We start from the raw sequence: 24,998 nt of genomic DNA, 5'->3' as shown, positions 1-24,998 counted from the left end.
AAGTTTGTGGGGTTGGTTGTTTTTTTCTGACGTCCGGCCCCGTGTTGGGGCGGCTGCGGGGGCCCCGACGCCGTACCGCTCCGGGGCCGGCCGCGTACGGCCGCGCCCCGGGTGGGTCAGAGCTTGCCGATGACGTGGTCGATGCAGACCGTCAGCGCCTCGACGTCCGCCGGGTCGACGGCCGGGAACATCGCGATGCGCAGCTGGTTGCGGCCGAGCTTGCGGTACGGCTCGGTGTCGACGATGCCGTTGGTGCGCAGCGCCTTGGCGACCGCGGCGGCGTCGACCGAGTCGTCGAAGTCGATGGTGCCGATGACCTGCGAACGCTTCGCCGGGTCGGTGACGAACGGGGTGGCGTACGACGACTTCTCGGCCCAGCCGTAGAGCGCGGCGGAGGAGGCGGCGGTGCGGCCCGTGGACCACTCCAGACCGCCCTGGCCGTTGATCCACTCCAGCTGCTCGTTGAGCAGGAAGAGGGTGGAGAGCGCCGGGGTGTTGTACGTCTGGTTCTTGAGGGAGTTGTCGATCGCCGTCGGCAGCGAGAAGAATTCCGGGATGTGACGGCCCGAGGCGTGCACGGCGCGGGCGCGCTCCAGCGCGGCGGGGGAGAAGACCGCGAGCCACAGGCCGCCGTCGGAGGCGAACGACTTCTGCGGCGCGAAGTAGTAGACGTCCGACTCGGCGATGTCGACGGGCAGACCGCCCGCGCCGGAGGTGGCGTCGACCAGGACCAGCGCGCCCTCGTCGGCGCCCGCGACCCGCTTGACCGGGGCGGCGACGCCGGTGGAGGTCTCGTTGTGGGTCAGCGCGTAGACGTCGGTGCCCGCCTCGGCGTGCGGCTCGGGGTGGGTGCCGGGGTCGGAGGCGACGACGGTGGGCTCCGCGAGCCACGGGGCCAGCTTGGCCGCCTTGGCGAACTTCGAGGAGAACTCACCGAAGGTGAGGTGCTGCGACTTGTTCTCGATCAGGCCGTGGGTCGCGATGTCCCAGAACGCGGTGGAGCCGCCGTTGCCGAGGATGACCTCGTAGCCCTCGGGGAGCTGGAACAGGTCGCGTACGCCGTCGCGCACCGAACCGACCAGGTTCTTGACCGGGGCCTGGCGGTGGGAGGTGCCGAGCAGGGAGGAACCGGTGGCGGCCAGCGCGGCCAGCGCCTCCGTCCGTACCTTGGAGGGGCCCGCGCCGAAGCGTCCGTCGGCGGGCTTGATGTCAGCGGGAATCTGGATATCAGCCACACCGGCAGCCTAATCCGTCCCCGATGCGGCCCTTGCGCCACGTCCACCCGGTGAGATGGACCGTCCCGCCGCCGGGTGAGCGCGACCCCGACCCTTCGGTAATGAACGGGCAAAAGGACAACAAGGAATCCTGCGTGCCGCCGGTTTCGGCGAGGGCTCGGACGGGATGCCCTCCGTCGTCGAGGGTGGCGGTGCGTGTCCGTGCTGACCTGGGGTGGAACGCTTCGTCCAGGAGGGCGGAACAGTGGCCCCGGTGCGCGTGTCGCAAGGCAAACGAACGGCAAAGTTTGCAAAATTCTGTACAGCCCCGCACGGAGTGAGGGCTCTTCCCCTTTTCGCTATGACGCCTCCCTTTGTCGTGTGCCGTGCCCGCGGATTGTCGTGCCCGCGGAACACCGACGCCCGGGAGGGGTGATATTCCCGTCTCCCCGAAATGAGGTCCCATGACGTACGGAAGCGCGCTGCGCGACGAAATCCGATCCCCCGGAACGACCCCGCTCATCGGCGTCTACGACATGTACTCGGCGTCCATCGCGGCGACCCGGTACAACGGTTTCTTCGTCTCCGGATTCGGCTTCGCCGCCTCGCATTACGGCCTGCCCGACATCGGTTTCATCGCCTGGCCCGACATGGTCGCCTTCGTCGAAAGGCTGCGGCTGGCCTTTCCGTCCCACCATCTGCTGGTCGACATCGACGACGGATACGTGGACCCCGAAGTCGCCTGCCACGTGGTGCAGCGCCTGGAACGCGGCGGTGCCTCCGGCGTCATCCTGGAGGACCAGATGCGCCCGCGCCGCTGCGGGCACGCCGACGGCAAGCTGGTGCTCCCGCTCGACACGTACCTGGAGAAGCTGAACCTGGTGCTGGAGAGCAGGCAGGACATGCTGGTCGTCGCCCGCACCGACGCCACGGAGGAGTCCGACATCCTGCGCCGCGCCGAGGCGCTCGCCGGGACCGGCGCGGACGTGGTGCTCGTCGACGGCGTCCGCAGCGTCGAATGGATCCGCCGCATCCGTAAGGTCATCGGCGACAAACCGCTGCTCTTCAACCAGATCGCCGGCGGAAAATCCCCCCGCCTCTCCCTCTCCGAACTCACCGACCTGGACTGCCAGGTCGCCATCTACAGCACCCCCTGCCTTTTCGCCGCCCACACGGCCATCGACGCCGCCCTCGAATCCATTCAGAATTCCGACGGCCGGCTGCCGGAATTCGCCGGATCCGGGGCGATCGGCGTACAGGGCTCCACGGAATTGCTGGAGAAGAACATCAGCCGGCATCACCCCGCGCGCCGGACCGCTGCCCGCGTCTGACGGTCCATGGGCGCCGGGCCCGGTGGCTGCGGCCTGTGCCGCGCCCACCGGGCCCGTGCCCGGAGAGGCCGCAACGGAAGTGCGCAACATGAGCGGACGGAGAACGGAAGTGGCGAGAGTGGCGAGAGTGGCGAGAACAACGGGCCGGAGGCGGCGGAAGCCACAGCGAACAGGTCCCCTCCATAAGGCGGGTACGGCGGTCGCCGTCGCGGTCGGCGCCTGCTGCGGGGTGCCGTGGGCCGCCGCCCCGGCCGCCGCCGACGCGCCCGCGGGCGGCGTGGAGACCCACCACGGCCCCTCCCTCATCACGATCGACAACTCCCACGCCGACTCCTGGCTGGAGGTCGACCGGACCCTCAACATCCTGGCCCCCCTGAGCAAGGGCACCGCCGGCAGCGACCACGACGGGGGCGGCGGCGCGATCGACCAGCGCGTGGAGAACGGACAGGGCGTCAAACAGAAGGCGGTGCCCCACGACGACCCCCGCGAGGAGAACGAGGAGGAGGGGGAGGAGGAGGAGGGCGAGCCGCGGCAGCGTGAGAGCGCGGCCACCGGGGGCGACGATCCGGAGGGGGACGCGGATCACGACGACCGGCCGTCGAGGCGGGACGCGGCGAAGCGGCGCTGACCCGGGCCCGCACCCGGCCACTGCGCGGTGGGTGTGGGCCGGCGGCTTGCGTGCGCAGCCGCCGGACGGGTCCGACCGGGGGCCGCCGGCGCTTTCCGCCCCCGCCTGCCGGAGGGACCATGGAAGGGAGGACACCTACGGGCGCCCGCCTCAAGCAGTCGTCGGCATGGGGAAGTGAACCGTGATGATGTACTGGTACGGACACGGCGGCGGGTGGATATGGCCGTGGATGCTGGTCGGTCACTTCCTGTTCTGGATAGTGATCATCGTCGTCGCCGTCCTGCTCTTCCGCGCCTTCAACCGGCGTCCCGGCCCACCCGGCGGCGGACACCCCACCTGGGGCACCCCACCCTCGTCCGGCACCCCCGGCCGTGAGTCCAGCGCCGAACAGATCCTCGGCGAGCGATACGCCCGCGGCGAGATCGACGAAGAGGAATACCAGCGACGCCTCGCCACCCTCCGAGGCTCACCACCGGGGCCGACGGCACCCTGAATCGGTCCGGCTCCTCGGAGATCTCCCGTACGCCGGCCCGGGGTCGCTCAGGTGTCCTGCGGGTACCAGCGCAGTTCCACAGTGTTGCCGTCCGGGTCCTGCACATAGAGCGAGATTGCGGTGCCCCGCGCGCCGTAGCGTTCACCGGGACCGTCCAGCACCGTGAAGGCGCCGGAATCGATGACCTGCTGCCAGTCGAGCGGCTCGACCACCAAGCAGATGTGGTCGACGTTGGAGCCCTGCGGCCGCTCGTCGGGCGCCTCGACGAGGTCGATGATGGTGGTGGGACTCACCCGCACGGACGGGAAGGGGGCCTTGCCGGCCTTCCACTCCTCCACCCGCACCGGTTCCAGCCCCAGCGGGCCGGTGTAGAAGCCGAGTGCGCGCTCGATGTCGGCGACGGTGAGGACGAGGTGGTCGAAAGCGATTACGCGCATAGGTGTCTCCGCTGGGTCGGGGCGCCGGGCGCCGGTGGTGGTACGACGGGGCCGACGGTCCCGGGCCCTCCGGTCCGGGCCGGTGGCTGGTTGCCGACTGCCGTGGTCCGCCGTTGTCTTCAGCATCGTCGAGCAGGCATCCATCGGTCCAACACATGCTCGTCATCGATATCCATCGTGTTTCATCATGGATCGATGGACCTACAGCAGATGCGTTACGTCGTCGCGGTGGCGGAGACCGCGAGCTTCACCCGCGCCGCCGAGCGGTGCCACGTCGTCCAGTCCGCGCTCAGCCACCAAGTGGCCCGGTTGGAGAAGGAACTGGGTGCCCGGCTGTTCGAGCGGAACAGCCGCCGAGTGCGGCTGACCACGGCTGGAGAGGCGTTCTTGCCCGCTGCCCGCCGGGCTCTGGAAGCGGCCGAGCGGGCTCGTGCGGACGTAGCGGAGGCCACCGGCGAGATACGTGGCAAGCTGGTTGTGGGATCGATCCCCGCCGTGGCGGCCGTGGATCTCCCTGCGGTGCTACAGGACTACCGCCTGCGCTACTCCCAGGTGCGGATCAGCCTGCGGGCCGGTTCCAGTGAGCAGCTCGTCGAGCGGGTGCGTGACGGTCAACTGGACGCGGCATTGCTCGGCGTACAGCCCGGATTCCTGCCGCAAGGTGTCCATGACCGGGAACTCGCCCGCACGCAGCACGTCGCCGTGGTCGCCCCGGACCACCCACTGGCCACGCGACACGAGGTGGACATCAGCCTCCTCGCGGAGCAGGTGTTCGTGGACTTCGCCGACGGCAGCGCCGCCCGCGCCCAGTCGGACCAGGCGTTCGCGGCGGTGGGCCTGCGGCGCGAGGTCGCCTTCGAGGTGTCCGGGGTCGAACTCATGGCCCCCATGGTCCGCCATGGACTGGGCATCGCCCTGCTGCCCGCGACATTCGCCGCCGAACTCCACGGCCTGCGGACTGTGCCGGTCACCAACGGGCCTGTACGGGTGGAGCGCCTCGTCTGGAGCCGGTTCCCCCCGTCGCCCGCCGCCTCCGCCTTCCTCACACTGCTGGGAATCGGCATCCAGCCCTCGGCCACATGACGGTGCGGCGGGGAACGGGCCGGAACGGGACTGTAGCCAGTCCTGGAGGGCGAGTCCGACCGCTGAGCCGGCGGACGCGTCGAGGCGCCCCCCCCGTGCGGCCCCTGCCGTACAGGGGGCGCGGTGCTGTTCGGCAGCGATCACCCTCGCCGCCCCGGCCACACCGCACAGCAACAGCCAGGAGGGCGAGGCCCTGGCCCCGGCGTCAAAGCGCTTTTCCCCGGCTGTCGAACTCGGCCAGCAGTTTCCTGCTTGCGGCCGTGAAGGGATGATCAGCGCCAAGGCTGTTACATCGCTTTTCCAGCACATCGTGCATAAGCTCTACGGCCGCTTCGAAATTGCCCAGCCTGTATTGAATGCGAGCGTACAGCTGTTGCGCTGAAATGGCATTGGGGTAATCGGGGCCAAATCGTCGCTCATACATCTCTGCGACCTTTTGGATCTGCTCGTCGGCTTCTCTGAAGCGCCCGAGTACGTACAGCGCCCAGGAATGGTTGTGCTTCGCGCCCAGTGTAATCGTGTGGTCCGGGCCGAGGTGCCTTTCGCAAGCCAAGGGCAAGGAAAGGAGTGCAGAGTTATCTTCCGCTTCCATTTCGGATGCCGAAAGCATCGTCAGGAGGCTGGACTGAGAACGTAGCGTTAATGGATGTGCATCACCCAGCACCGACTGCCGACCCGCTATCACGGTGCGCAACAGTGCGAGAGCTTCTTCCCGCTTCCCGAGGTTTCCCAAGACCAGTTGAAGGCCGTGACCGCTGTCCAACGTATCCGGGGCGCAGGCGCCAAACAGTCTTTCTTGACTGCTGCGGACCTCCCTCAGTAGTGCCTGAGCTTCGTCATATTTCCCCAATCGGAACAGCCCCCGACCGCCTCTTGAGCGCGCAGCCAACACCAATCGGTTCTCCGGTCCCAGGACGGGCTCAGAAATCTCTACGATGCTACGGGAGTTTTCCCAGGCGGACAGGTAGTCACCTGTGCGGTGCAGGGCCGTGGCCAGTCGGTTGGCGATGCCCACCAAGTCTTCCGCGGTTTCGGGCGCCACGCCGCGTCGGAGCAATGCGACAGCATGTGGGCCGAGCAGCCTCAGCCGTGGCTCTTCCGGGCCGGCGTCCGGCAGCTGGGGAATCGCCGCATCCAGCAATCTGGTGGCCGTTGAGTTCAGCCTGGAAAGTGATTCCGGTGGTGTGGCGGAAGCGACGCTGTCGAGCAAAACTCCGTGGCTTTGAACGCACCGCACGCCGCTGAAATCCACCAGCTCGGTAAGTGACTGGTCGAGTAGCGCCCGAAGTGCCGATTCGGTGCGAGCGCGAGGCAGTACGCTCGCGATTTCGGTTTGGTTCAGCAGGGATAGCGGTAGCGGTTCCGAAGCGAAGCGGGCCAGCAGGCGGAGTAGCGTCACCGCTTCGGACAGGCCCCGTTCTTCGAATGCGTCGAGCGTGAGTTGCCAGGTACGCCCCACGAGGTGGCGTGGATCTTCATCCGACAAGATGTCAGCTCCCTGATCGATGAGTTCGACACGTTCTCCCGCCTCAAGGTGGAGCCTGTAGGCATCCATCGTCCAGGGGTCGAGCACCTGGTGCGCCAGGAAGCCACCTGCCAGCGTCAGCGCGAGCGGCAACCGCCCTAATCGGTCGGCGATCTCTGCGGCTTGATCGAGCGTGCCACTGTCCGGTGCCAGGTCGCACAGAACCTGCGCGCCATCCTCGCGTGGTAACACCCCGATGTGCTGCAACTCTGCTCCCGGCCACCACCGAGCGGCTGCGCGGCGTGTGGTGACCACGACGATGCCGACAGGACTGGTGCGTAGCCAGCTGCCTTCCCTCAAGATCTCAGGGTCATCTGCGTTGTCGAGCACCAGCAACCACGGCTCAGCAGAGGAGTTGAGGTATTCCCACACCAGGTCGGCCCCAGGACGCAACCCGTTACGGGCAGCCAACAGCTCCCCATCTGTGGCGCCACGGTCGGAGGCAACGGCGAGCATTCCTGAGCGCAGGCTTGCCCGGTCGGAAGCGTTTACCCACAGGCCGACGCGGTCGCTGCCTTCCGTGACGAACTGAAAGAAGGAATATGCGACGGCGGTCTTACCGCAGCCCCCCATGCCGTGGAGAACAAATGCTTGGCCGCCGCCCCCGTCCGCCGTGCTCATCCGCAATCGCTCAAGCACTTCGGCACGGTCGCGCAATATCACAGGTGCTCTGCCCACGGCCGGCCGTCGAACTGAGTCGGGGCCGTTCAGCCCGGGGTTTTCATCTCCGTGATAGTGGTACTCGTTGATGTGCTGATCACGCGTCGATTGGTAGACGCGGCCGCTGTCTTCAGCATGGCCCCCCATCCGTCTCCATCACTCCCTCGACTGTGCTTTAAATGATTTAATTTGGCCTATATCGCTTATGTCGGACTGGTGAATCCGTGCGGAGTTGCCGACGTCGAAGATCGGGATTCTGGCAGTGCCTTGCCCGAATGGGCAAGGGCCCTCCAGGTCGATGGCATATGCCATTGTCTATTTACCTACGATAACTTAAATACTGCCCTAGCGGGGCCCTCCGGTCGACCGCTATGCTCAATGCCTCCAGAGAGGACAGGGAAGGAGCCATTATGGCCAGGCCATGGGAAGCCGATCCGGAAACAAGTTTCAAAAGGCGAATGGGGAAGTCTCCCCAAGAGCTGGGGACCACAACCGACAATCCCGACTGCCCCGATATCTGGGAACTTGAGAACGGGGACGTGGCCGTCATCGGCAGGGATCTTACCGACTCACTCGGAAAGCGCCTTCCGGCAGGTGTATCAGTGGGAGAAGACGAGCGCCTCGTCGTCATCCCCCGAAGCATGATGGTTGCAGCAAAGCCGGACATCCCCAGTGTTTGATTCGTTCCGGCACAGCACCTCAGAGCGTCTGGATCGACCGAAATACCACGCCGATTTTCGCCGCCACTACGAGGGTGGAATCCGCTTCCTGCGGAAACTCGAACGTGGGCAGAATTTCAAGGAGCGCGGATTTCCGAGTTGGGAGTCCTTCGTTATCGGAGACTGGGGTAGGGCACTTCCTCTGATCGAAGAGAAACGCCCGATCTACGGTTCGCAGTTTCAGAAGGCTGCCGAACTCGGGATTCTGGAGCGTCGGCTTCGCGTCGTGGAGTTCCCGATCACTCCGTACGTCCAGTGGGAAATGCACGTGCTGCGCCTGAGAGTTGAACTGGGCGACAACATTCGAGCCATCGATGCCCGCGAGCTGGCGAACATCGAAGGCGATCACCTTGTGCCAGAGGTTGTCATCCTCGGTGATGAGGTGATGTACGAGGTGGTTTACGACGATGACGGGAACGCCGCGGGGGCCAATCGAATCGCGGATAAGGGTGCCGTCGGGGAAACTTCCTCGGGGTTCGATGCTCTTTATTCTCGCGGTGAAGATTTCATGACGTTCTTCAACCGGGAGATTGCTCCACTCGAACCTCCGGCGACAACCCATTGAACGAGCGTTTCCGGTCTCGCGGTGTTGACCGCGAGGTGGGCACGCCTGCGCAACGACGAAGCTCCTGGTGGACGGGTTCTCGATCAAGATCACCCGTGTCCGCCAGGAGTTTCGCCTGTTTGCCCACCCGCCCTCGATGGTTCGCTCCAGCCGTACCCTGCGATACCTGAGCCGACGTCCGTGCCGTCCGGCGTCCCCGCCACAGGACCACCCACTACGCCGTCCGCCCCCCCCATCCGCCCCACCCGGCCACGCCGCAACGCGCGAACCGGCCTCCCCCTGGGCAGGCTGCCCCCATGCCTGAACGTACGGAGAAACAGCGGCAGGATCTGGTGCGGGAGTTGGCGGGGGTGGTGCGGGGCGAGGTTTCCGGGGCCGCCGCCGACCGGGCGCTGGTGACGATGGACGCGTCGAATTACCGGCGGGTTCCGGAGGCGGTGGTGGCGCCCCGGGATGCGGCGGATGTGGCGGCGGCGTTGCGGGTGTGCCGGGAGCGGGGGGTGCCCGTTGTGCCGCGGGGTGGCGGGACCAGCATCGCCGGGCAGGCCACCGGCGTCGGCGTGGTGCTCGACTTCACCCGGCATCTGCGCGGCATCGGCGACATCGACCCGGAGGCGCGGACCGCCACCGTTGAGCCGGGCGTGATCTGCGACGACCTGCGGGCCGCCGCCGCCCGCCACGGGCTGACCTTCGGCCCGGACCCGTCCACCCACAGCCGCTGCACCGTCGGCGGCATGATCGGGAACAATTCGTGCGGGTCGCACTCGGTCGCCTGGGGCACCACCGCCGACAACGTCGAGGAGCTGTCGCTGCTGACGTACGCGGGGGAGGAGGTCCGCGCCGGGCGCGGCGCGGACGCGACGGGCGCGCCGACCGGACTGCCGCCCCGCCTGGCGGATGGCGTACGGACGCTGATCGGGCGGGAGTTGGCCCTGCTGCGGACCGGCTATCCCGAGCTTCCGCGGCGGATCTCCGGCTACGCGCTGGACGCGCTGCTGCCCGAGAACGGGACGGATCTGGCGCGGGCGCTGACCGGCAGCGAGGGCACCCTCGGGGTACTGACCGAGGCGACCGTGCGGCTGGTTGAGGCGCCGCTGACGCGGGCGCTGGCCGTGCTCGGGTACGCGGACGAGTCCGGGGCCGCCGACGCCGCCCACACGCTGCTGCCGTACGGGCCGTTGACCGTCGAGGGCATGGCCGCCGATCTGGTGGGGGACGCCACCGGGCTGCCCAAGGGCGGCGCCTGGCTGTTCGTGGAGACCGGCGGGGCGAGCCCGGCGGAGGCCGTGGCGCGGGCCGAGGAGATCTGCCGGGCGGCGGGCGGGGAGACCACCGGGCACACCGTCGTCGCCGATCCGGCGGGGCAGCGCGCGCTGTGGCGGGTGCGGGAGGACGCCTCCGGTACGGCGACGCGGATGCGGGACGGCAGTGAGGCGTGGCCCGGCTGGGAGGACTGCGCGGTGCCGCCCGCCCGGCTCGGCCCGTATCTGCGGGACTTCCGCGCCCTCCTCGCCCAGCACGGGCTGCGCGGCACGCCGTACGGCCACTTCGGGGACGGTTGCGTTCACGTCCGGATTGATTTCGATCTGCTGAGTCAGGAGGGCATTCGCCGCTTTCGGGCGTTCTCCGGTGACCTCGCGGACCTCGTTGTCGCGCAGGGTGGGTCCCTCTCCGGGGAGCACGGGGACGGGCAGGCCCGTGCCGAGTTGTTGCCGCGGATGTACGGGAGCGAACTCGTCGGTGTCTTCGAGGAGTTCAAGGCGCTGTGGGATCCGGCAGACGGGCTCAATCCGGGGATGCTGGTGCGGCCCGCGCGGCTCGACGAGAACCTGCGCTTCGATGTGCTGCCGCGCGGGCCGGTGCCGGTGGAGTTCGGGTATCCGCAGGACGGCGGGGACTTCTCGGCCGCCGTGCGGCGGTGCGTGGGCGTGGCCCGGTGTCGTACGGAGCGGGTCGCGCCGGGCTCGTCGGAGGTGATGTGTCCGTCGTTCCGGGCGACCGGTGAGGAGCAGCACTCCACCCGGGGGCGGGCCCGGTTGCTGCACGAGATGCTGGCCGGGGAGGTCGTGACCGACGGCTGGCGGTCGCCGGAGGTCCGTGACGCGCTCGATCTGTGCCTGTCGTGCAAGGGGTGCCGCAGCGACTGTCCGGTCGGCGTCGACATGGCCACGTACAAGGCGGAGTTCCTGCACCACCACTACGCGGGGCGGGTGCGGCCCGCCGCGCACTACAGCATGGGGCGGCTGCCCCGGTGGCTGCGGGCCGCCGCCCCGTTCGCGCCGCTGTTCAACGCCGCGGCCCGCACCCCGCTCGGCGCCCTCGGCAAACGGCTCGGCGGCATCGCGCCGCAGCGGGAGATCCCGGAGCTGGCGGCGGAACCGTTCACCCGGTGGTTCGCCCGGCGCAGCCGCGAGCGGGCGGCGCCGCTGGACGCCGCGCGGACCGTCGTGCTGTGGCCCGACACCTTCACCACCTACCTCGCCCCGCAGGTCGGCCGGGCCGCCGTCCGCGTGCTGGAGGCCGCGGGGCAGCAGATCGCGATGCCGGGGCCCGGCGTCTGCTGCGGGCTGACGTACGTCTCGACCGGTCAGCTCGATACCGCGCGGAAGGTCATGCGCCGCACCCTGGACCGGATGGAACGGGCCGACGGCCACCCGCTCGTCGTCCTCGAACCGAGCTGCGCCGCCACCCTCCGCACCGACCTGCCGGAGCTGCTGCCGGACGACCCGCGGGCCGCCGCGCTCGCCGCGTCCGTACGGACCTTCGCGGAGGCACTGGAGGAACGGGCTCCCGACTGGCGGCCGCCGCGCCTGGACCGGCCGGTCGTCGGGCAGACCCACTGCCACCAGCACGCCGTCCTCGGCGACGCGGCCGACCGGCGGCTGCGCGAGAAGGCGGGCCTGACCGGGGTGCTCAGCGGCGGCTGCTGCGGTCTGGCCGGGAACTTCGGCTTCGAGGACGGCCACTGGGACGTCTCCGTCGCCTGCGCCGAGGAACAACTGCTGCCCGCGGTACGGGACGCACCGCCCGGCGCGGAGGTCGTCGCCGACGGGTTCTCCTGCCGGACGCAGCTCGCCCAGCTCGGGCCGCGCCCCGGCCGTCATCTTGCGGAGGCGCTGGCCGAGGGGCTGGACGGGGCGGAGCGCGACGGGGGCGTCCCGCCCGCGTAACGGCGCAGGCCGCCTCGGCATCGGCCCGGGGGTCAGCCGCTTTCCCCCTCCCGCAGCACCTCCCGGGCCAGCCGCCACAGATCCGCCAGGGCCGGATGCCCCGGTTCGTCGCGCCAGGCGAGGACGACCGGGACCGGTGGGGCGTCGGTCAGCGGGACGTACGCCATGGTGGGCAGCGGGTGCATCCGGGCGGTCGCGGTGGTGGTGACGCCGACCGCACGGCCGCCGGTGATCGCGGCCAGCCAGTCGTCGGTGTTGCCGAGGGTCACGGTGGACGCGGGCCGGGCGTGCGGGGGCCACAGGTCGAGGGTGGTGGTGCCGGAGACGGTGTTCAGGGCGAGGGTGCGGTCCGCGAGGTCGGTGAGGGAGAGGTGCGGACGGGCGGCGAGCGGGTCGTCGGCGGCGAGGCCCGCCACCCGCTCCTCGGTGAGCAGCAGTTCGGTGACGAGCCCGGGGGTGCGGACCTCGCCGCGCAGCAGCGCCGCGTCCACGTCGCCGCGCGCCAGCCCCGCCGTACGGTCGTCGATCCGCAGGAGTTCCAGCGGCGTGTCCGGATGCTCCTCGTGCCAGCGGCGCAGCAGCCGCGGGGTGTACGGGCCCGCCGCCGACCAGGCGTGGCCCAGCCGCAGCGGCCAGGCGGCGCCCCGGGCGAGGCGGAGCGCCCGGTCGAAGGCGGCGGTCGCGAGGGCGGCCTGTTCACGGAAGCGCAGGCCCTCGGGGGTGAGCGCCAGATGGTGGGTGGAGCGGTCGACGAGGCGGATGCCCAGCTCCTGCTCCAGCTGGCGCAGGGTGCGCGAGACGGCGGGCTGCGTCAGATGCAGCCGTTCGGCGGCGCGGGTGACGCTGAGGGTGTCGGCGATGGCGAGAAAGCAGCGGAAGTGACGCAGCTCGATGCTCATGCGCGCGGAGCATAACAACAGGAAAAACGGCATTTCACGGACCGGATCGGCGGGCCTTAGCGTGGTGACGTGAACTCCTCGTCCCCCCGTCCCGACGGGGCCGCCGTGCCCGCCACCACTCCGTCCACCGCCGTATCGCGCCCCGATCCGACGGCCCCGGGCCCGGCGGGCGTCCCGCACCCCGTCCCGCCCTCGCCGGAGGTCGCCGCGGCCGAGGCGGCGGGCGGCGGCGCGGGCGGGGCGCGCGGCCGGTTCGTGTCGGTGGCGCTGGTGATCGGCGGGATCGTCTCGCTGCAGTTCGGCTCGTCGGTCGCGGTGCTGCTCTTCCCGCGCACCGGGGCGCTGGGCGTCGTCACGCTGCGGCTGGTCGTGGCGTCCCTGGTGCTGCTGATCGCCTGCCGCCCGAAGCTGCGCGGTTACGGGCGCGGCGACTGGGCCACCGTCGTCGGCTTCGGTATCGCGCTGGCCGGGATGAACTCCTTCATCTACCAGGCGATCGACCGCATCCCGCTGGGCGCGGCGGTCACCCTGGAGTTCCTGGGCCCGCTGATCCTGTCGGTCGCCACCTCCCGGCGGCTGCTGAGTGTGGTGTGGGCGATGCTGGCCCTCGGCGGCGTGGTGCTGCTGGGGCGCGAGGGTTTTGACGGGCTGAACCTCGCCGGAGCCGCGTGCGCGCTGGCCGCGGGCGGGCTGTGGGCCGCGTACATCCTGCTGTCGGCGCGGGCCGGACAGCGCTTCCCGCAGGCGGACGGGCTGGCGCTGGCGATGACCGCCGCGGCGCTGCTCAGCCTGCCGCTGGGCATCGCGACCGCCGGGCGCGCGCTGCTCGACCCGGTCACCCTCGGGCTGGGCGCCGCCGTCGCCCTGATGTCGTCGGTGCTGCCGTACACCCTCGAACTCCTCGCCCTGCGCAAGCTCCCGGCGTCCGGCTTCGCCGTCATGATGAGCCTGGAGCCGGCCGCCGCGGCCGCCGCCGGGTTCCTCGTCCTCCATCAGGCACTGGGCTGGGCGGAGATCGTCGCCATCGGCCTGGTCGTCGTCGCGAGCGTGGGCGCGGTGCTCAGCGCGGGGGATCCGCGCGGCTGACCTGGTCGTCTTCCACGAAGTGCGGGGCGCGGGCCGGACGGCTCGCGCCTCGTTGCCGTATCCGGCCGGGCGGCTCGCGGCCCGTGGCCTTACGCCCGGCGCGCGGGGTGGGCCCGCACGCCCCGCACGCGGTCCCACGCCCCGTTGCCGTATCCGGCCCGTGGGCCCGCGCCGTGCGCGCTCCGGGGCGCCCCGTCCGCCCGGCCAAAAACCATGCAGGCGTGCTTGATTGTTTCTCCGGGTGCTGCCACGCTCGGACCGCACCACGGGCCCGCCGCACGGGCCGGACTCCGGCGCTCCCCGGGTGCGTACGCGAAACACGTCAGCAAGGCACACACACCGCAGGCAAGGCAGCTGATCCGGGTCCGTCCGTGGGCGGGCCGGGGAGGGAGTGTCGCGTGGCCGATCCCGGCGCCGTACTGGCGGATCTCAGGGACGAGAGCGAGGAGGTGGACGCGCTGGTGGCGGATCTGCCCGCCGCGCGGTGGGCGGACCCGACGCCCGCCGCCGGGTGGCGCATCGCGCACCAGATCGCCCACCTCGCCTGGACCGACCGGCAGGCGCTCGCCGCCGCGACCGACCCGGACGCCTTCGCGCGCGCCGTCGCGCATGCCCTCGCGGCGCCGGACACCTTCGTCGACGAGGGCGCGGCGGAGGGCGCGCGGCAGGAGCCCGCCGCGCTGCTCGCCGGGTGGCGGGCCGGGCGCGAGGCGCTGCTGGCGGCGCTGCGGGCGGTGCCGGACGGGACGAAGCTGGCGTGGTTCGGGCCGCCGATGAGCGTCGCGTCGATGGCGACCGGGCGGCTGATGGAGACCTGGGCGCACGGCCAGGACATCGCCGACGCGCTCGGCGTCGTCCGGACGCCCACCGCCCGGCTGCACCACGTCGCCCGGATCGGCGTCCGGGCGCGGAACTTCGCGTACGCCGCACGTCAACTCCCGCCTCCTGGCGAGGAGTTCCGCGTCGAGCTGCGGGCGCCCGACGGCGCGTCGTGGACGTACGGGCCGGTCGACGCCGGGCAGCGGGTCACCGGCGACGCGCTGGAGTTCTGCCTGCTGGTGACGCAGCGGGCGCACCGCGACGACCTGCCGACCCTGCGCGCCGAGGGCGCCGACGCGGACCGCTGGCTGGACATCGCCCAGGCGTTCGCGGGCCCGCCGGGACCGGGCCGGGCGCCGTCCGGCAAGGGCGGGGGAGCGGCCGGATGAGCGGGGAGGTACTGCGGATCGGCAACGCCTCCGGCTTCTACGGCGACCGGTTCGACGCGCTGCGCACGATGCTCACCGGTGGCCCGCTCTCCGTCCTGACCGGCGACTATCTCGCCGAGCTGACCATGCTGATCCTCGGCCGCGACCGGTTGAAGGACCCGAAGCGCGGCTACGCCACGACCTTCCTGCGGCAGCTGGAGGACGGCCTCGGGCTCGCCGCCGAGCGCGGGGTCAAGATCGTCACCAACGCCGGGGGCCTCAACCCGGCCGGACTCGCCGACGCCGTACGGGAGCTGGCGGACCGGGTCGGCGTGCCCGTACGGGTCGCGCACGTCGAGGGGGACGATCTGCTGGCCGCCGGGGACCGCGCCCGGTGGGGCGACGGGGTGCTCACCGCCAATGCCTACCTCGGCGGCGACGGCATCGCGGCGTGTCTGCGGGCCGGCGCCGACGTGGTGGTGACCGGGCGGGTCACCGATGCCGCGCTGGTCAGCGGTGCCGCGGCGGCCCACTTCGGGTGGGGGCCCGGCGACCTGGACGCGCTGGCCGGGGCGGTCGTCGCCGGGCACGTCCTGGAGTGCGGCACCCAGGCCACCGGCGGCAACTACAGCTTCTTCGGCGAGCACGACGTGCGCCGCCCCGGCTTCCCGCTCGCCGAGATCGCCGCCGACGGCACCGCCGTCATCACCAAACACCCCGGCACCGGCGGCGCCGTCACCACCGGCACCGTCACCGCCCAACTCCTCTACGAGACCGACGGCGCCCGCTACGCCGGACCGGACGTCACCGCCCGGCTCGACACCGTACGGCTGCACGGTGCCGGGCCCGACCGGGTGCGGATCGACGGGGTGCGCGGCGAGGCCCCGCCGCCCGCGCTGAAGGCGGGGCTGACCCGGCTCGGCGGCTGGCGCAACGAGGTCACCTTCGTCCTGACCGGGCTGGACGTCGAGGCCAAGGCGGCGCTGGTGCGCGGGCAGATGGCGGCGGCGTTCGAGGCGGCGGGCATCCGGCCCGCCGAGGTGCGGTGGACGCTGGCGCGCACCGATCACGCCGACGCGGCGGTCCAGGAGGAGGCGAGCGCGCTGCTGCGGCTCGTCGTCCGCGACCCGGACGAGACGGCCGTCGGCCGGGCGGTCAGCGGCGCCGCCGTCGAACTGGCGCTGGGCAGCTACCCCGGCTTCCACGTCACCGCGCCGCCCGGCAAGGGCGCCCCGTACGGCGTCTTCGAGGCGGTGGCCGTGGACCGCGCGGAGGCGGCGCATACGGCCGTGCTGCCCGACGGGACCCGGCACGCGGTGGCGCCGCCCGCCGCCACCCGGGAGCTGGTCCGGCTGCCCGACCCGGAGCCGCCCGCGCCGCTGGACGCCGGGCTGCCGGTCCGCCGGGCGCCGCTCGGCGCGGTCTGCGGCGCCCGCAGCGGCGACAAGGGCGGCTCCGCGAACGTCGGCGTATGGGCCCGGACGGAGACGGCGTGGCGGTGGCTCGCGCACACACTGACCGTCGAGAAATTCCGTGAACTCCTTCCAGAAACAGGTGAGTTGACCATCGACCGGCATCTGCTGCCGGGGCTCCGGTCGCTGAATTTCGTGGTCGAGGGGCTGCTGGGCGACGGCGTCGCCGCACAGGCCCGTTTCGATCCGCAGGCCAAGGCGGTGGGGGAGTGGCTGCGCTCCCGGCACCTGGAGATACCGGAGGTACTGCTATGAGCGTCCTGGCGACCGCACTCGACACGGCCGGCGCCGCGTACGCGCAGCGGCGTGCGGAGATGCTGGCGAAGCTCGCGGAGGTCGAGGAGGCGCACGGGCAGGCACTGGCGGGCGGCGGCGAGAAGTACCTCACCCGCCACCGGAAGCGCGGCAAGTTGCCCGCCCGCGAACGCATCGAGCTGCTGCTCGACCCGGACACGCCGTTCCTGGAGCTGTCGCCGCTCGCCGCCTGGGGCAGCGACTATGCGGTCGGTGCCGCGCTGGTCACCGGTATCGGCGTGGTCGAGGGCGTGGAGTGCCTGATCACCGCCAACGACCCGACGGTGCGCGGCGGCGCCTCCAACCCCTGGACGCTGAAGAAGGCGCTGCGCGCCCACGAGATCGCGTACGCCAACCGGCTCCCGGTGATCTCGCTCGTCGAGTCCGGCGGCGCCGATCTGCCGAGCCAGAAGGAGATCTTCATCCCGGGCGGGGCGCTCTTCAAGGACCTCACCCGGCTCTCCGCCGCCGGGATCCCGACCGTCGCCGTGGTCTTCGGCAACTCCACCGCGGGTGGCGCGTACGTCCCCGGCATGTCCGACCACGTGATCATGGTCAAGGAGCGCGCCAAGGTGTTCCTCGGCGGGCCGCCGCTGGTGAAGATGGCCACCGGCGAGGAGAGCGACGACGAATCGCTGGGCGGCGCCGAGATGCACGCCCGCACCTCCGGACTCGCCGACCACCTCGCGCTCGACGAACCGGACGCGCTGCGCCAGGCCCGCCGGGTCGTCGCCCGCCTCAACCGGCGCAAGGCGCACCCCGATCCGGCGCCCGCGCCGCCCCCGAAGTACGACGCCGAGGAACTGCTCGGCATCGTCCCCGGCGACCTCAAGGCGCCCTTCGATCCCGGCGAGGTCATCGCCCGGATCGTCGACGGCTCCGACTTCGACGCCTTCAAACCGCTCTACGGCACCAGCCTGACCTGCGGCTGGGCCACGCTGCACGGCTATCCCGTCGGCATCCTCGCCAACGCCCGCGGCGTGCTCTTCAGCGAGGAGTCCCAGAAGGCCGCCCAGTTCATCCAGCTCGCCAACCAGCGCGACATCCCGCTCCTCTTCCTCCACAACACCACCGGCTACATGGTCGGCAAGGAGTACGAGCAGGGCGGGATCATCAAGCACGGCGCGATGATGATCAACGCCGTCTCCAACTCGCAGGTGCCGCACCTCTCCGTCCTGATGGGCGCCTCGTACGGTGCCGGCCACTACGGCATGTGCGGACGCGCCTACGACCCCCGCTTCCTCTTCAGCTGGCCCACCGCCAAATCCGCCGTCATGGGCCCGCAACAACTCGCAGGGGTCCTGTCGATTGTCGCCCGCGCCTCCGCCGCCGCGAAGGGCCAGCCCTACGACGACGAGGCCGACGCCGGGCTGCGGGCGATGGTCGAGCAGCAGATCGAGGCGGAGTCGCTGCCGCTCTTCCTCTCCGGGCGGCTCTACGACGACGGCGTCATCGACCCCCGCGACACCCGCACCGTTCTCGGCCTGTGCCTGTCCGCCGTGCACACCGCGCCCGTCGAGGGCACGCGCGGCGGCTTCGGCGTCTTCCGGATGTGAGAGGTGAGAGGTGAGGCAGCAATGACCGATCGGACCCCAACGCCCCCTTCGTCCCTCACTCTTTCGGGCGTTCTCGTCGCCAACCGCGGTGAGATCGCGCGCCGAGTCTTCCGCACCTGCCGGGAACTGGGCCTGGCCACCGTCGCCGTGCACTCCGACACCGACGCCCACGCCCCGCACGTCCGCGAGGCCGACACCGCCGTCCGACTGCCGGGCGATGCCCCCGCCGACACCTATCTGCGCGGCGACCTGATCGTGAAAGCCGCCCTCGACGCGGGTGCCGACGCCGTCCACCCCGGCTACGGCTTCCTCTCCGAGAACGCCGCGTTCGCCGCCGCCGTCACCGACGCCGGGCTGACCTGGATCGGCCCGCCGCCCGAGGTGATCGAGGTGATGGCGTCCAAGACCCGTGCCAAGGAGCTGATGGCGGCGGCCGGGGTCCCGCTGCTCGAACCCGTCGATCCGGCCTCCGCCACCGAGGCTGACCTCCCGCTGCTGGTCAAGGCGGCGTCCGGCGGCGGCGGACGCGGGATGCGACTGGTCACGGAACTCTCCGCACTGGAAGGAGAGTTGGCGGCGGCGCGGGCGGAGGCCGCCGCCGCATTCGGGGACGGCGAGGTCTTCGTCGAGCCGTACGTCACCGGCGGCCGCCACGTCGAGGTGCAGATCCTCGCCGACGCGCACGGCGGCGTCTGGACCCTCGGCACCCGCGACTGCTCCCTCCAGCGCCGCCACCAGAAGGTCATCGAGGAGGCGCCCGCCCCCGGGCTCTCCGACGGGCTGCGCACCACGCTGCACGAGGCCGCCGCCCGCGCCGCCCGCGCCATCGGCTACCGCGGCGCCGGAACCGTCGAATTCCTCGTCTCCGCCGACGGCCGCGCCCACTTCCTGGAGATGAACACCCGCCTCCAGGTCGAACACCCCGTCACCGAGGAGATCTACCGCCTCGACCTCGTCGCCCTCCAACTCTCCGTCGCCGAGGGCCGCCCGCTGGACGCCGCGCCGCCGCTGCCCCGCGGCCACGCCGTCGAGGCCCGCCTCTACGCCGAGGACCCGGCGGCCGGCTGGCGGCCCGGCACCGGCCCGCTGCACCGCCTCGCCGTGCCCGGCGCCGTCCGTCTCGACTCCGGCGTCACCGACGGCTCCACGATCACCGCGCACTACGATCCGATGCTCGCCAAGGTCATCGCCTGGGCACCGACCCGCGCCGAGGCCGTCCGCCGCCTCGCCCACGCCCTCGAACGCACCCACGTCCACGGCCCGGTCACCAACCGCGACCTGCTGGTCCGCTCCCTGCGTCACCCCGCCTTCGCCACCACCGACGGCCTCGACACCGGCTTCTACGACCGCCACCTCGCCGAACTGACCGCCCGCGACGCGGCGTACGAGGCCCGCGTCCGCCTCGCCGCGCTCGCCGCCGCGCTCGCCGGTTCCCACGGCCGCTCCCGCTTCGGCGGCTTCCGCAACGTCCCCTCACAGCCGCAGGTCAAGACGTACGCGGCGGACGGGCCGGGCGGTGAGACGTACGAGATCCGCTACCGCCTGGTGCGCGGCACGCTGCACGCCGAGGGCTTCCCCGGCGTACGGCTGCTGGAGCACACGGCGGACGGCGCGGTCCTCGACGTGGACGGGCTGCGGCGGGAGTTCGCCGTGGCCCGCTACGGCGACCGGGTCCACGTCGACACCGCCACCGGCGGCCACGCCTTCACCGCGCTGCCCCGCTTCCCCGACCCCGCCGACCGCACCGAACCCGGTTCCCTGCTCGCACCGATGCCCGGCACCGTTGTCCGCCTCGCCCCCGGCCTCACCGAGGGCGACCGGGTCGAGGCCGGAACGCCGCTGCTCTGGCTGGAGGCGATGAAGATGGAACACACCGTCACCGCACCGGCCGCCGGGACGCTGACCAGCCTGCCGGTGAGCGTCGGCATGCAGGTCGAGGTCGGTGCGCTGCTCGCGGTCGTGGCGGATTGAGGTGCGCGCGGATGCCCGGCCGGGCCTGCACCCGCGCCCGGCCGGGCCCCGTATCTCGTCGCATCTCGTCGCATCTCGTACACCCCACACCCCACACCCCACACCTCACACCTCACATTCCACACCCCATACGTCTCACGTCTCACGTCTCACGTATCTCGCACGTCACCCACCGCACAGAGGGAGCCGCCATGAGCACCGCCCTGCGCAACTCCGTGATCGAGACCGAGGAACAGTGCGCCCTGCGCGCCGCCGTCGCCGCGCTCGGCAAGCGGTACGGCCGGGAGTACTTCACCCGCGTCGTCGCCGAGGGCCGTCACACCGACGAACTCTGGGCGGAGGCCGCCGGGCTCGGCTACCTCGGCGTCAACCTCCCCGAGGAGTACGGCGGCGGAGGCGGCGGAATCGTCGAACTCTCCCTCGTACTCGAAGAGTTGGGTGCCGCGGGCTGCCCGCTGCTGATGATGGTCGTCTCCCCGGCCATCTGCGGCACCGTCATCGCCCGCTTCGGCACCGACGAGCAGAAACGTGCCTGGCTGCCGGGGCTCGCCGACGGCAGCCGCACCATGGCCTTCGGCATCACCGAACCGGACGCCGGATCCAACTCCCACCGCATCACCACCACCGCCCGCCGCGACGGCACCGACTGGATACTCACCGGCCGCAAGGTCTTCGTCTCCGGCGTCGACATCGCCGACGCCACCCTCATCGTCGGCCGCACCGAGGACGCCCGTACGGGTCGCCTGAAGCCCTGTCTCTTCCTTGTCCCGCGCGACGCGCCCGGCTTCGGCCGCAGCCCCATCCCGATGGAACTCGCCGCCCCGGAGAAGCAGTTCGAGCTGGTCCTTGACGACGTCCGGCTGCCCGCCGACGCGCTCGTCGGCGACGAGGACGCCGGACTCCTCCAGCTCTTCGCCGGGCTCAACCCGGAACGCATCATGACCGCCGCGTTCGCCCTCGGCATGGGCCGCTACGCCCTCGAACGCGCCGTCGACTACGCCCGCACCCGGCAGGTCTGGAAGGACCCCATCGGCGCCCACCAGGCCATCGCCCACCCCCTCGCCCAGGCCCATATCGACCTGGAGTGCGCCCGCCTGATGACGCAGAAGGCCGCCCACCTCTACGACGCGGGGGACGACCTCGGCGCCGGGGAAGCCGCCAACATGGCGAAGTACGCCGCCGGGGAAGCCGCCGTCCGCGCCGTCGACCAGGCCGTGCACACCCTCGGCGGCAACGGCCTCACCCACGAGTACGGCCTCGCGTCCCTCATCACCGCCGCCCGCGTCGCGCGGATCGCCCCCGTCAGCCGGGAGATGATCCTGAACTACGTCTCCCACCAGACGCTGGGCCTCCCCAAGTCCTACTGAGTCCGCGCGCACCGGGGGACCGCAGGACCACCCCTCCCCGAGCGCGGCGCGAAGCGCCCCCCACACACGCCCGCGCCGCGCTCCGCCACGGAAGGAATCCCCGGCATGGCATCCCACGTGTTCCACAGCGACCACCCCCCGCTCACCCCCGTCAGCGAGCCGGTTCACTCCTACGTCCTGGCCGGTGCCGTCGCCCGGGGCGACCACCCCGCCCTGATCGACGCCACCGACGGCACCACCCTCGGCTACGCCCGCCTCGACCACCTCAGCCGCCGCCTCGCCGCCGGGCTCGCCGCGGCCGGTCTCGCCAAGGGCGACGTCCTCGCCCTGCACAGCCCGAACAGCGTCCTCTTCCCCGTCGTCTGCTACGCCGCCTGGCGCTGCGGCGCGGCCGTCACCACCGTCCACCCGCTCGCCACCGCCGAGGAGTTCGCCACCCAGCTCGCCGACTCCGGGGCCCGCCGCATCGTCACCGTCGCCGCCCTCCTCGACACCGCCCGGGACGCCGCCCGGAGAGCCGGCGGCATCGCCGAGATCCTGGTGAGCGACCGCGCCGACGGCCACCGCTCCGTCCTCGACCTCGCCGACACCACCGCCCCGGAGCCGGACGTCGCCCTCGACCCCGCCGCCGACCTCGCCGTCCTGCCGTACTCCTCCGGCACCACCGGCACCCCCAAGGGCGTGATGCTCACCCACCGCTCCGTCGCCACCAACCTCGCCCAGCTCGACGCGTTCCTCAGCAGCGGACCCGACGACCGTGTCCTCGCCGTGCTGCCGTTCTTCCACATGTACGGCCTCACCGCCCTGATGAACGCCCCGCTGCGCACCGGCGCCACCGTCGTCGTGCTGTCCCGCTTCGACCTGGAACATTTCCTCGACGCGCTCCAGCGGTACCGCGTCACCGCCGTCTACGCCGCGCCCCCGATGGTCCTCGCCCTCGCCAAACACCCCCTGGTGGACCGCTACGACCTCTCCTCCCTGAAGTACCTGATCTGCGCCGCCGCGCCGCTGGACGCCGCGCTCGCCGACGCCTGCGCCCGCCGCCTGGGCCTGACGGCCGTCCTCCAGGCGTACGGCATGACCGAACTCTCGCCCGCCAGCCACCTCGTGCCGCCCGGCGCCGAGGCCCCGGCCGGCACCGTCGGGCGTCTGCTGCCCGGCACCGAGATGCGGCTGGTGTCGCTCACCACCGGCGCGGACCTGCCGCCCGGCGAGGACGGCGAGATCGTGCTGCGCGGCCCGCAGGTGATGAAGGGTTACCTCGGCCGCCCCGAGGCCACCGACGCCCTGATCGACGCCGACGGCTGGCTGCACACCGGCGACATCGGCCGGATCGACGCCGACGGCTGGCTCTACGTCGTCGACCGCGTCAAGGAGCTGATCAAGTACAAGGGTTACCAGGTCGCCCCCGCAGACCTGGAGGCGTTGCTGCTCGCCCACGACGACATCGCCGACGCCGCCGTCATCGGCGTCACCGACACCGACGGCAACGAGATCCCCAAGGCGTACGTCGTCCGCCGCCCGGGGGCCGCCCTCGGCGCGGACGACGTTCTCACGTACGTTGCCGGACGAGTCGCCCCGTACAAGCGGGTGCGCCGCGTGGAGTTCACCGATACGGTGCCGCGCGCGGTGACCGGCAAGATCCTGCGGCGCGAACTGCGCGCCAGGGAAAGGAGTTCCACGGCCCGATGACCGACACCACGCCAGGCACCCCCCACGGCGCCGCGCCCCTGGACGGCGCCGCCCCGCTCGTCCACACCGCCCACGACCAGGGCGTCACGGGTGGCTCGCTCGTCCACACCGCCCACGACCGGGGCGTCACGGGTGGCTCGCTCGTCCGCACCGCCCACGACCGGGGCGTCACCACCCTCACGCTGGACTCCCCCCGCAACCGCAACGCGCTCTCCGTCCGCCTCGTCGGCGAGCTGCACGCCGCCCTCGCCGCGGCCGCCGCCGACGACGCCGCCCGCGCCGTCGTCCTCACCCACACCGGCACCACCTTCTGCGCCGGAGCCGACCTCACCGAGGCGACCGGCGGCGCCCCGACCGACGCGCCGCTGGGCCTGACCCGGCTGCTGCGCCAGGTCGTGGAGCTGCCCAAGCCGGTCGTCGCCCGCGTCACCGGGCACGTCCGCGCCGGGGGCACCGGGCTGCTCGGCGCCTGCGACATAGCGGTGGCCGGGCCCGGCGCCACCTTCGCCTTCACCGAGGCGCGCCTCGGACTCGCCCCGGCCGTCATCTCGATGCCGCTGCTGCCCCGCCTCGACGCGCGCGCCGCCGGGCGCTACTACCTCACCGGCGAACGGTTCGACGCCGCCGAGGCCGCCCGCATCGGCCTGGTCACCCTCGCCGCCGACGACGTCGACGCCGCCCTCGCCCCCCTGCTCGACGGCCTGCGCCAGGGCTCCCCGCAGGGCCTCGCCGCCTCGAAGGCGCTGGTCACCGCCGAGGTACTGCGCACCTTCGACCGCGACACCGAGCGGCTTGCCGCCGAGTCCGCACGGCTCTTCGCCTCCGCCGAGGCGCGCGAGGGCATGACCGCCTTCCTGGAGCGAAGGGCCCCGCGATGGGCACGGTGAACACCGCCCGCACCGCCAAGGCCCCCCAGCAGGAACGCAGCCGGGCCACCCGCCGCGGCCTGCTGGAGGCGGCGGTGGCCTGCCTGGCCGAACATGGCTGGGCGGGCTCCACCGTCGCCGTCGTCGCCGAACGCGCCGGGGTCTCCCGCGGCGCCGCCCAGCACCACTTCCCCACCCGCGAGGACCTGTTCACCGCCGCCGTCGAGCACGTCGCCGAGGAACGCTCGCAGGCGCTGCGTGACCTCTTCCCGGCGGGCACCGGCGCCGCCACCGACCGCCGCGCCGTCGTCGCCGCCGTCGTCGACCTCTACACCGGCCCGCTCTTCCGCGCCGCCCTCCACCTGTGGGTCGCCGCCTCCTACGAGGACCAACTCCGCGCCCGCGTCACGGAGTTGGAGGCACGGGTCGGCCGGGAGTCCCACCGCACCGCCGTCGACCTGCTCGGCGTCGACGAATCCGTCCCCGGCGTCCGCGAAACCGTCCAGGGCCTGCTGGACATGGCCCGCGGCCTGGGCCTGGCGACCCTGCTCAGCGATGACACGGTGCGGCGGGAACGGGTCGTCGACCAGTGGGCCGGGCTGCTGGACGCGGCGCTGGACTGAGCCGATGCCACGCGGCGGCCCGCACACCGGGAGCCGTCCCGGCGTGCGGCCCGCCGCGTGGCCGTAGAGGACGCCCGTACGGGCCGCGGCCCTTGGGGCAGGCCCCTACGGGAAGTGCCTTAAGGCATCGCCCCTGCGGGACGTGCCCCAGGGGCTTGCC

General features: G+C 71.8%; 20 protein-coding genes. 16 read left to right on the top strand and 4 right to left on the bottom strand.

Going from position 1 to position 24,998, the window contains the following annotated elements; all coding sequences use genetic code 11:
• Window positions 1–116: 116 nt before the first annotated feature.
• Window positions 117–1,235, bottom strand: coding sequence for a phosphoserine transaminase (serC, locus tag ACFWWQ_RS25125; protein WP_384600250.1), 1,119 nt, complete (start codon window positions 1,233–1,235; stop codon window positions 117–119).
• Between the two features lie 443 nt (window positions 1,236–1,678).
• Here serC and ACFWWQ_RS25120 point away from each other — a divergent pair, with 443 nt between their 5' ends.
• From ACFWWQ_RS25120 to ACFWWQ_RS25110, 3 genes are all read left to right on the top strand, one after another.
• Window positions 1,679–2,545 (top strand): oxaloacetate decarboxylase, encoded by an 867-nt coding sequence (locus ACFWWQ_RS25120; protein ID WP_384600247.1) that lies wholly within the window; start codon window positions 1,679–1,681, stop codon window positions 2,543–2,545.
• A gap of 127 nt (window positions 2,546–2,672) precedes the next feature.
• A complete protein-coding gene (locus ACFWWQ_RS25115; protein ID WP_384600245.1) occupies window positions 2,673–3,173 on the top strand; it encodes a hypothetical protein in 501 nt (166 codons plus the stop codon).
• A gap of 184 nt (window positions 3,174–3,357) precedes the next feature.
• Complete coding sequence (locus tag ACFWWQ_RS25110; protein WP_384600272.1) at window positions 3,358–3,666, top strand: SHOCT domain-containing protein; 309 nt, start codon at window positions 3,358–3,360, stop codon at window positions 3,664–3,666.
• Between the two features lie 47 nt (window positions 3,667–3,713).
• Here the strand turns inward: ACFWWQ_RS25110 and ACFWWQ_RS25105 are convergent, their stop codons facing one another.
• Complete coding sequence (locus ACFWWQ_RS25105; protein WP_384600242.1) at window positions 3,714–4,103, bottom strand: VOC family protein; 390 nt, start codon at window positions 4,101–4,103, stop codon at window positions 3,714–3,716.
• A gap of 195 nt (window positions 4,104–4,298) precedes the next feature.
• Here ACFWWQ_RS25105 and ACFWWQ_RS25100 point away from each other — a divergent pair, with 195 nt between their 5' ends.
• Window positions 4,299–5,186 carry a LysR family transcriptional regulator gene (locus ACFWWQ_RS25100; protein ID WP_384600239.1) on the top strand — a complete coding sequence of 296 codons (888 nt, stop codon included), beginning with the start codon at window positions 4,299–4,301 and terminating at the stop codon, window positions 5,184–5,186.
• Window positions 5,187–5,391: 205 nt separating this feature from the next.
• Here the strand turns inward: ACFWWQ_RS25100 and ACFWWQ_RS25095 are convergent, their stop codons facing one another.
• Window positions 5,392–7,518, bottom strand: coding sequence for a tetratricopeptide repeat protein (locus ACFWWQ_RS25095; protein ID WP_384600236.1), 2,127 nt, complete (start codon window positions 7,516–7,518; stop codon window positions 5,392–5,394).
• 263 nt (window positions 7,519–7,781) lie between these two features.
• Here ACFWWQ_RS25095 and ACFWWQ_RS25090 point away from each other — a divergent pair, with 263 nt between their 5' ends.
• The 3 genes from ACFWWQ_RS25090 to ACFWWQ_RS25080 all read left to right on the top strand — a co-directional run bounded on the left by ACFWWQ_RS25090 (window position 7,782) and on the right by ACFWWQ_RS25080 (window position 11,825).
• Entirely contained in the window at window positions 7,782–8,051 is a 270-nt protein-coding gene (locus ACFWWQ_RS25090) for a hypothetical protein (RefSeq protein WP_384600269.1), read from the top strand.
• A complete protein-coding gene (locus tag ACFWWQ_RS25085) occupies window positions 8,044–8,655 on the top strand; it encodes a DUF6879 family protein (RefSeq protein ID WP_384600233.1) in 612 nt (203 codons plus the stop codon). The genes ACFWWQ_RS25090 and ACFWWQ_RS25085 overlap by 8 nt, the downstream gene beginning before the upstream one ends.
• Window positions 8,656–8,951: 296 nt before the next feature.
• The gene (locus ACFWWQ_RS25080; RefSeq protein ID WP_384600230.1) at window positions 8,952–11,825 is read left to right on the top strand and encodes an FAD-binding and (Fe-S)-binding domain-containing protein; all 2,874 of its coding nucleotides are present in this window, start codon (window positions 8,952–8,954) and stop codon (window positions 11,823–11,825) included.
• A 32-nt stretch (window positions 11,826–11,857) separates the two neighbouring features.
• On the opposite strand, the gene ACFWWQ_RS25075 is transcribed toward ACFWWQ_RS25080, so the two are convergent.
• Window positions 11,858–12,724 carry a LysR family transcriptional regulator gene (locus tag ACFWWQ_RS25075; protein ID WP_384600227.1) on the bottom strand — a complete coding sequence of 289 codons (867 nt, stop codon included), beginning with the start codon at window positions 12,722–12,724 and terminating at the stop codon, window positions 11,858–11,860.
• A gap of 69 nt (window positions 12,725–12,793) precedes the next feature.
• On the opposite strand from ACFWWQ_RS25075, the gene ACFWWQ_RS25070 reads away from it, so the two are divergent.
• The 9 genes from ACFWWQ_RS25070 (at window position 12,794) to ACFWWQ_RS25030 (ending at window position 24,838) form a co-directional block, all read left to right on the top strand.
• Entirely contained in the window at window positions 12,794–13,810 is a 1,017-nt protein-coding gene (locus tag ACFWWQ_RS25070) for a DMT family transporter (protein WP_384600224.1), read from the top strand.
• 398 nt (window positions 13,811–14,208) lie between these two features.
• A complete protein-coding gene (locus ACFWWQ_RS25065) occupies window positions 14,209–15,018 on the top strand; it encodes a TIGR03084 family metal-binding protein (protein ID WP_384600221.1) in 810 nt (269 codons plus the stop codon).
• Entirely contained in the window at window positions 15,015–16,724 is a 1,710-nt protein-coding gene (locus tag ACFWWQ_RS25060) for an acyclic terpene utilization AtuA family protein (RefSeq protein WP_384600218.1), read from the top strand. The genes ACFWWQ_RS25065 and ACFWWQ_RS25060 overlap by 4 nt, the downstream gene beginning before the upstream one ends.
• Window positions 16,721–18,319, top strand: coding sequence for an acyl-CoA carboxylase subunit beta (locus ACFWWQ_RS25055; protein ID WP_384600215.1), 1,599 nt, complete (start codon window positions 16,721–16,723; stop codon window positions 18,317–18,319). Before ACFWWQ_RS25060 ends, ACFWWQ_RS25055 begins: the two co-directional genes overlap by 4 nt.
• A 21-nt stretch (window positions 18,320–18,340) precedes the next feature.
• The gene (locus ACFWWQ_RS25050) at window positions 18,341–20,290 is read left to right on the top strand and encodes a biotin carboxylase N-terminal domain-containing protein (protein ID WP_384600212.1); all 1,950 of its coding nucleotides are present in this window, start codon (window positions 18,341–18,343) and stop codon (window positions 20,288–20,290) included.
• 191 nt (window positions 20,291–20,481) lie between these two features.
• Window positions 20,482–21,657 (top strand): acyl-CoA dehydrogenase family protein, encoded by a 1,176-nt coding sequence (locus tag ACFWWQ_RS25045; RefSeq protein ID WP_384600209.1) that lies wholly within the window; start codon window positions 20,482–20,484, stop codon window positions 21,655–21,657.
• Between the two features lie 105 nt (window positions 21,658–21,762).
• The gene (locus ACFWWQ_RS25040) at window positions 21,763–23,349 is read left to right on the top strand and encodes an AMP-binding protein (RefSeq protein WP_384600206.1); all 1,587 of its coding nucleotides are present in this window, start codon (window positions 21,763–21,765) and stop codon (window positions 23,347–23,349) included.
• A complete protein-coding gene (locus ACFWWQ_RS25035; RefSeq protein WP_384600203.1) occupies window positions 23,346–24,236 on the top strand; it encodes an enoyl-CoA hydratase family protein in 891 nt (296 codons plus the stop codon). Before ACFWWQ_RS25040 ends, ACFWWQ_RS25035 begins: the two co-directional genes overlap by 4 nt.
• Window positions 24,224–24,838, top strand: coding sequence for a TetR/AcrR family transcriptional regulator (locus ACFWWQ_RS25030; protein WP_384600200.1), 615 nt, complete (start codon window positions 24,224–24,226; stop codon window positions 24,836–24,838). Before ACFWWQ_RS25035 ends, ACFWWQ_RS25030 begins: the two co-directional genes overlap by 13 nt.
• Window positions 24,839–24,998 lie beyond the last annotated feature (160 nt).

This window comes from Streptomyces sp. NPDC059080 (assembly GCF_042739975.1).
Classification (GTDB): Bacteria; Actinomycetota; Actinomycetes; order Streptomycetales; family Streptomycetaceae; genus Streptomyces; species Streptomyces benahoarensis.
Note: the sequence above shows the minus strand (reverse complement) of the source record. Positions and strands in the feature narration are given on the sequence as shown.

Bases quoted from the DNA above. Each gene is read 5' to 3' on its own strand.
- ACFWWQ_RS25120 (WP_384600247.1), top strand. From the start codon at position 1,679: ATGACGTACGGAAGCGCGCTGCGCGACGAAATCCGATCCCCCGGAACG.
- ACFWWQ_RS25110 (WP_384600272.1), top strand. From the start codon at position 3,358: ATGATGTACTGGTACGGACACGGCGGCGGGTGGATATGGCCGTGGATG.
- ACFWWQ_RS25105 (WP_384600242.1), bottom strand. From the start codon at position 4,103: ATGCGCGTAATCGCTTTCGACCACCTCGTCCTCACCGTCGCCGACATC.
- ACFWWQ_RS25100 (WP_384600239.1), top strand. From the start codon at position 4,299: ATGGACCTACAGCAGATGCGTTACGTCGTCGCGGTGGCGGAGACCGCG.
- ACFWWQ_RS25095 (WP_384600236.1), bottom strand. From the start codon at position 7,518: ATGGGGGGCCATGCTGAAGACAGCGGCCGCGTCTACCAATCGACGCGT.
- ACFWWQ_RS25090 (WP_384600269.1), top strand. From the start codon at position 7,782: ATGGCCAGGCCATGGGAAGCCGATCCGGAAACAAGTTTCAAAAGGCGA.
- ACFWWQ_RS25080 (WP_384600230.1), top strand. From the start codon at position 8,952: ATGCCTGAACGTACGGAGAAACAGCGGCAGGATCTGGTGCGGGAGTTG.
- ACFWWQ_RS25075 (WP_384600227.1), bottom strand. From the start codon at position 12,724: ATGAGCATCGAGCTGCGTCACTTCCGCTGCTTTCTCGCCATCGCCGAC.
- ACFWWQ_RS25060 (WP_384600218.1), top strand. From the start codon at position 15,015: ATGAGCGGGGAGGTACTGCGGATCGGCAACGCCTCCGGCTTCTACGGC.
- ACFWWQ_RS25055 (WP_384600215.1), top strand. From the start codon at position 16,721: ATGAGCGTCCTGGCGACCGCACTCGACACGGCCGGCGCCGCGTACGCG.
- ACFWWQ_RS25050 (WP_384600212.1), top strand. From the start codon at position 18,341: ATGACCGATCGGACCCCAACGCCCCCTTCGTCCCTCACTCTTTCGGGC.
- ACFWWQ_RS25045 (WP_384600209.1), top strand. From the start codon at position 20,482: ATGAGCACCGCCCTGCGCAACTCCGTGATCGAGACCGAGGAACAGTGC.
- ACFWWQ_RS25040 (WP_384600206.1), top strand. From the start codon at position 21,763: ATGGCATCCCACGTGTTCCACAGCGACCACCCCCCGCTCACCCCCGTC.
- ACFWWQ_RS25035 (WP_384600203.1), top strand. From the start codon at position 23,346: ATGACCGACACCACGCCAGGCACCCCCCACGGCGCCGCGCCCCTGGAC.
- ACFWWQ_RS25030 (WP_384600200.1), top strand. From the start codon at position 24,224: ATGGGCACGGTGAACACCGCCCGCACCGCCAAGGCCCCCCAGCAGGAA.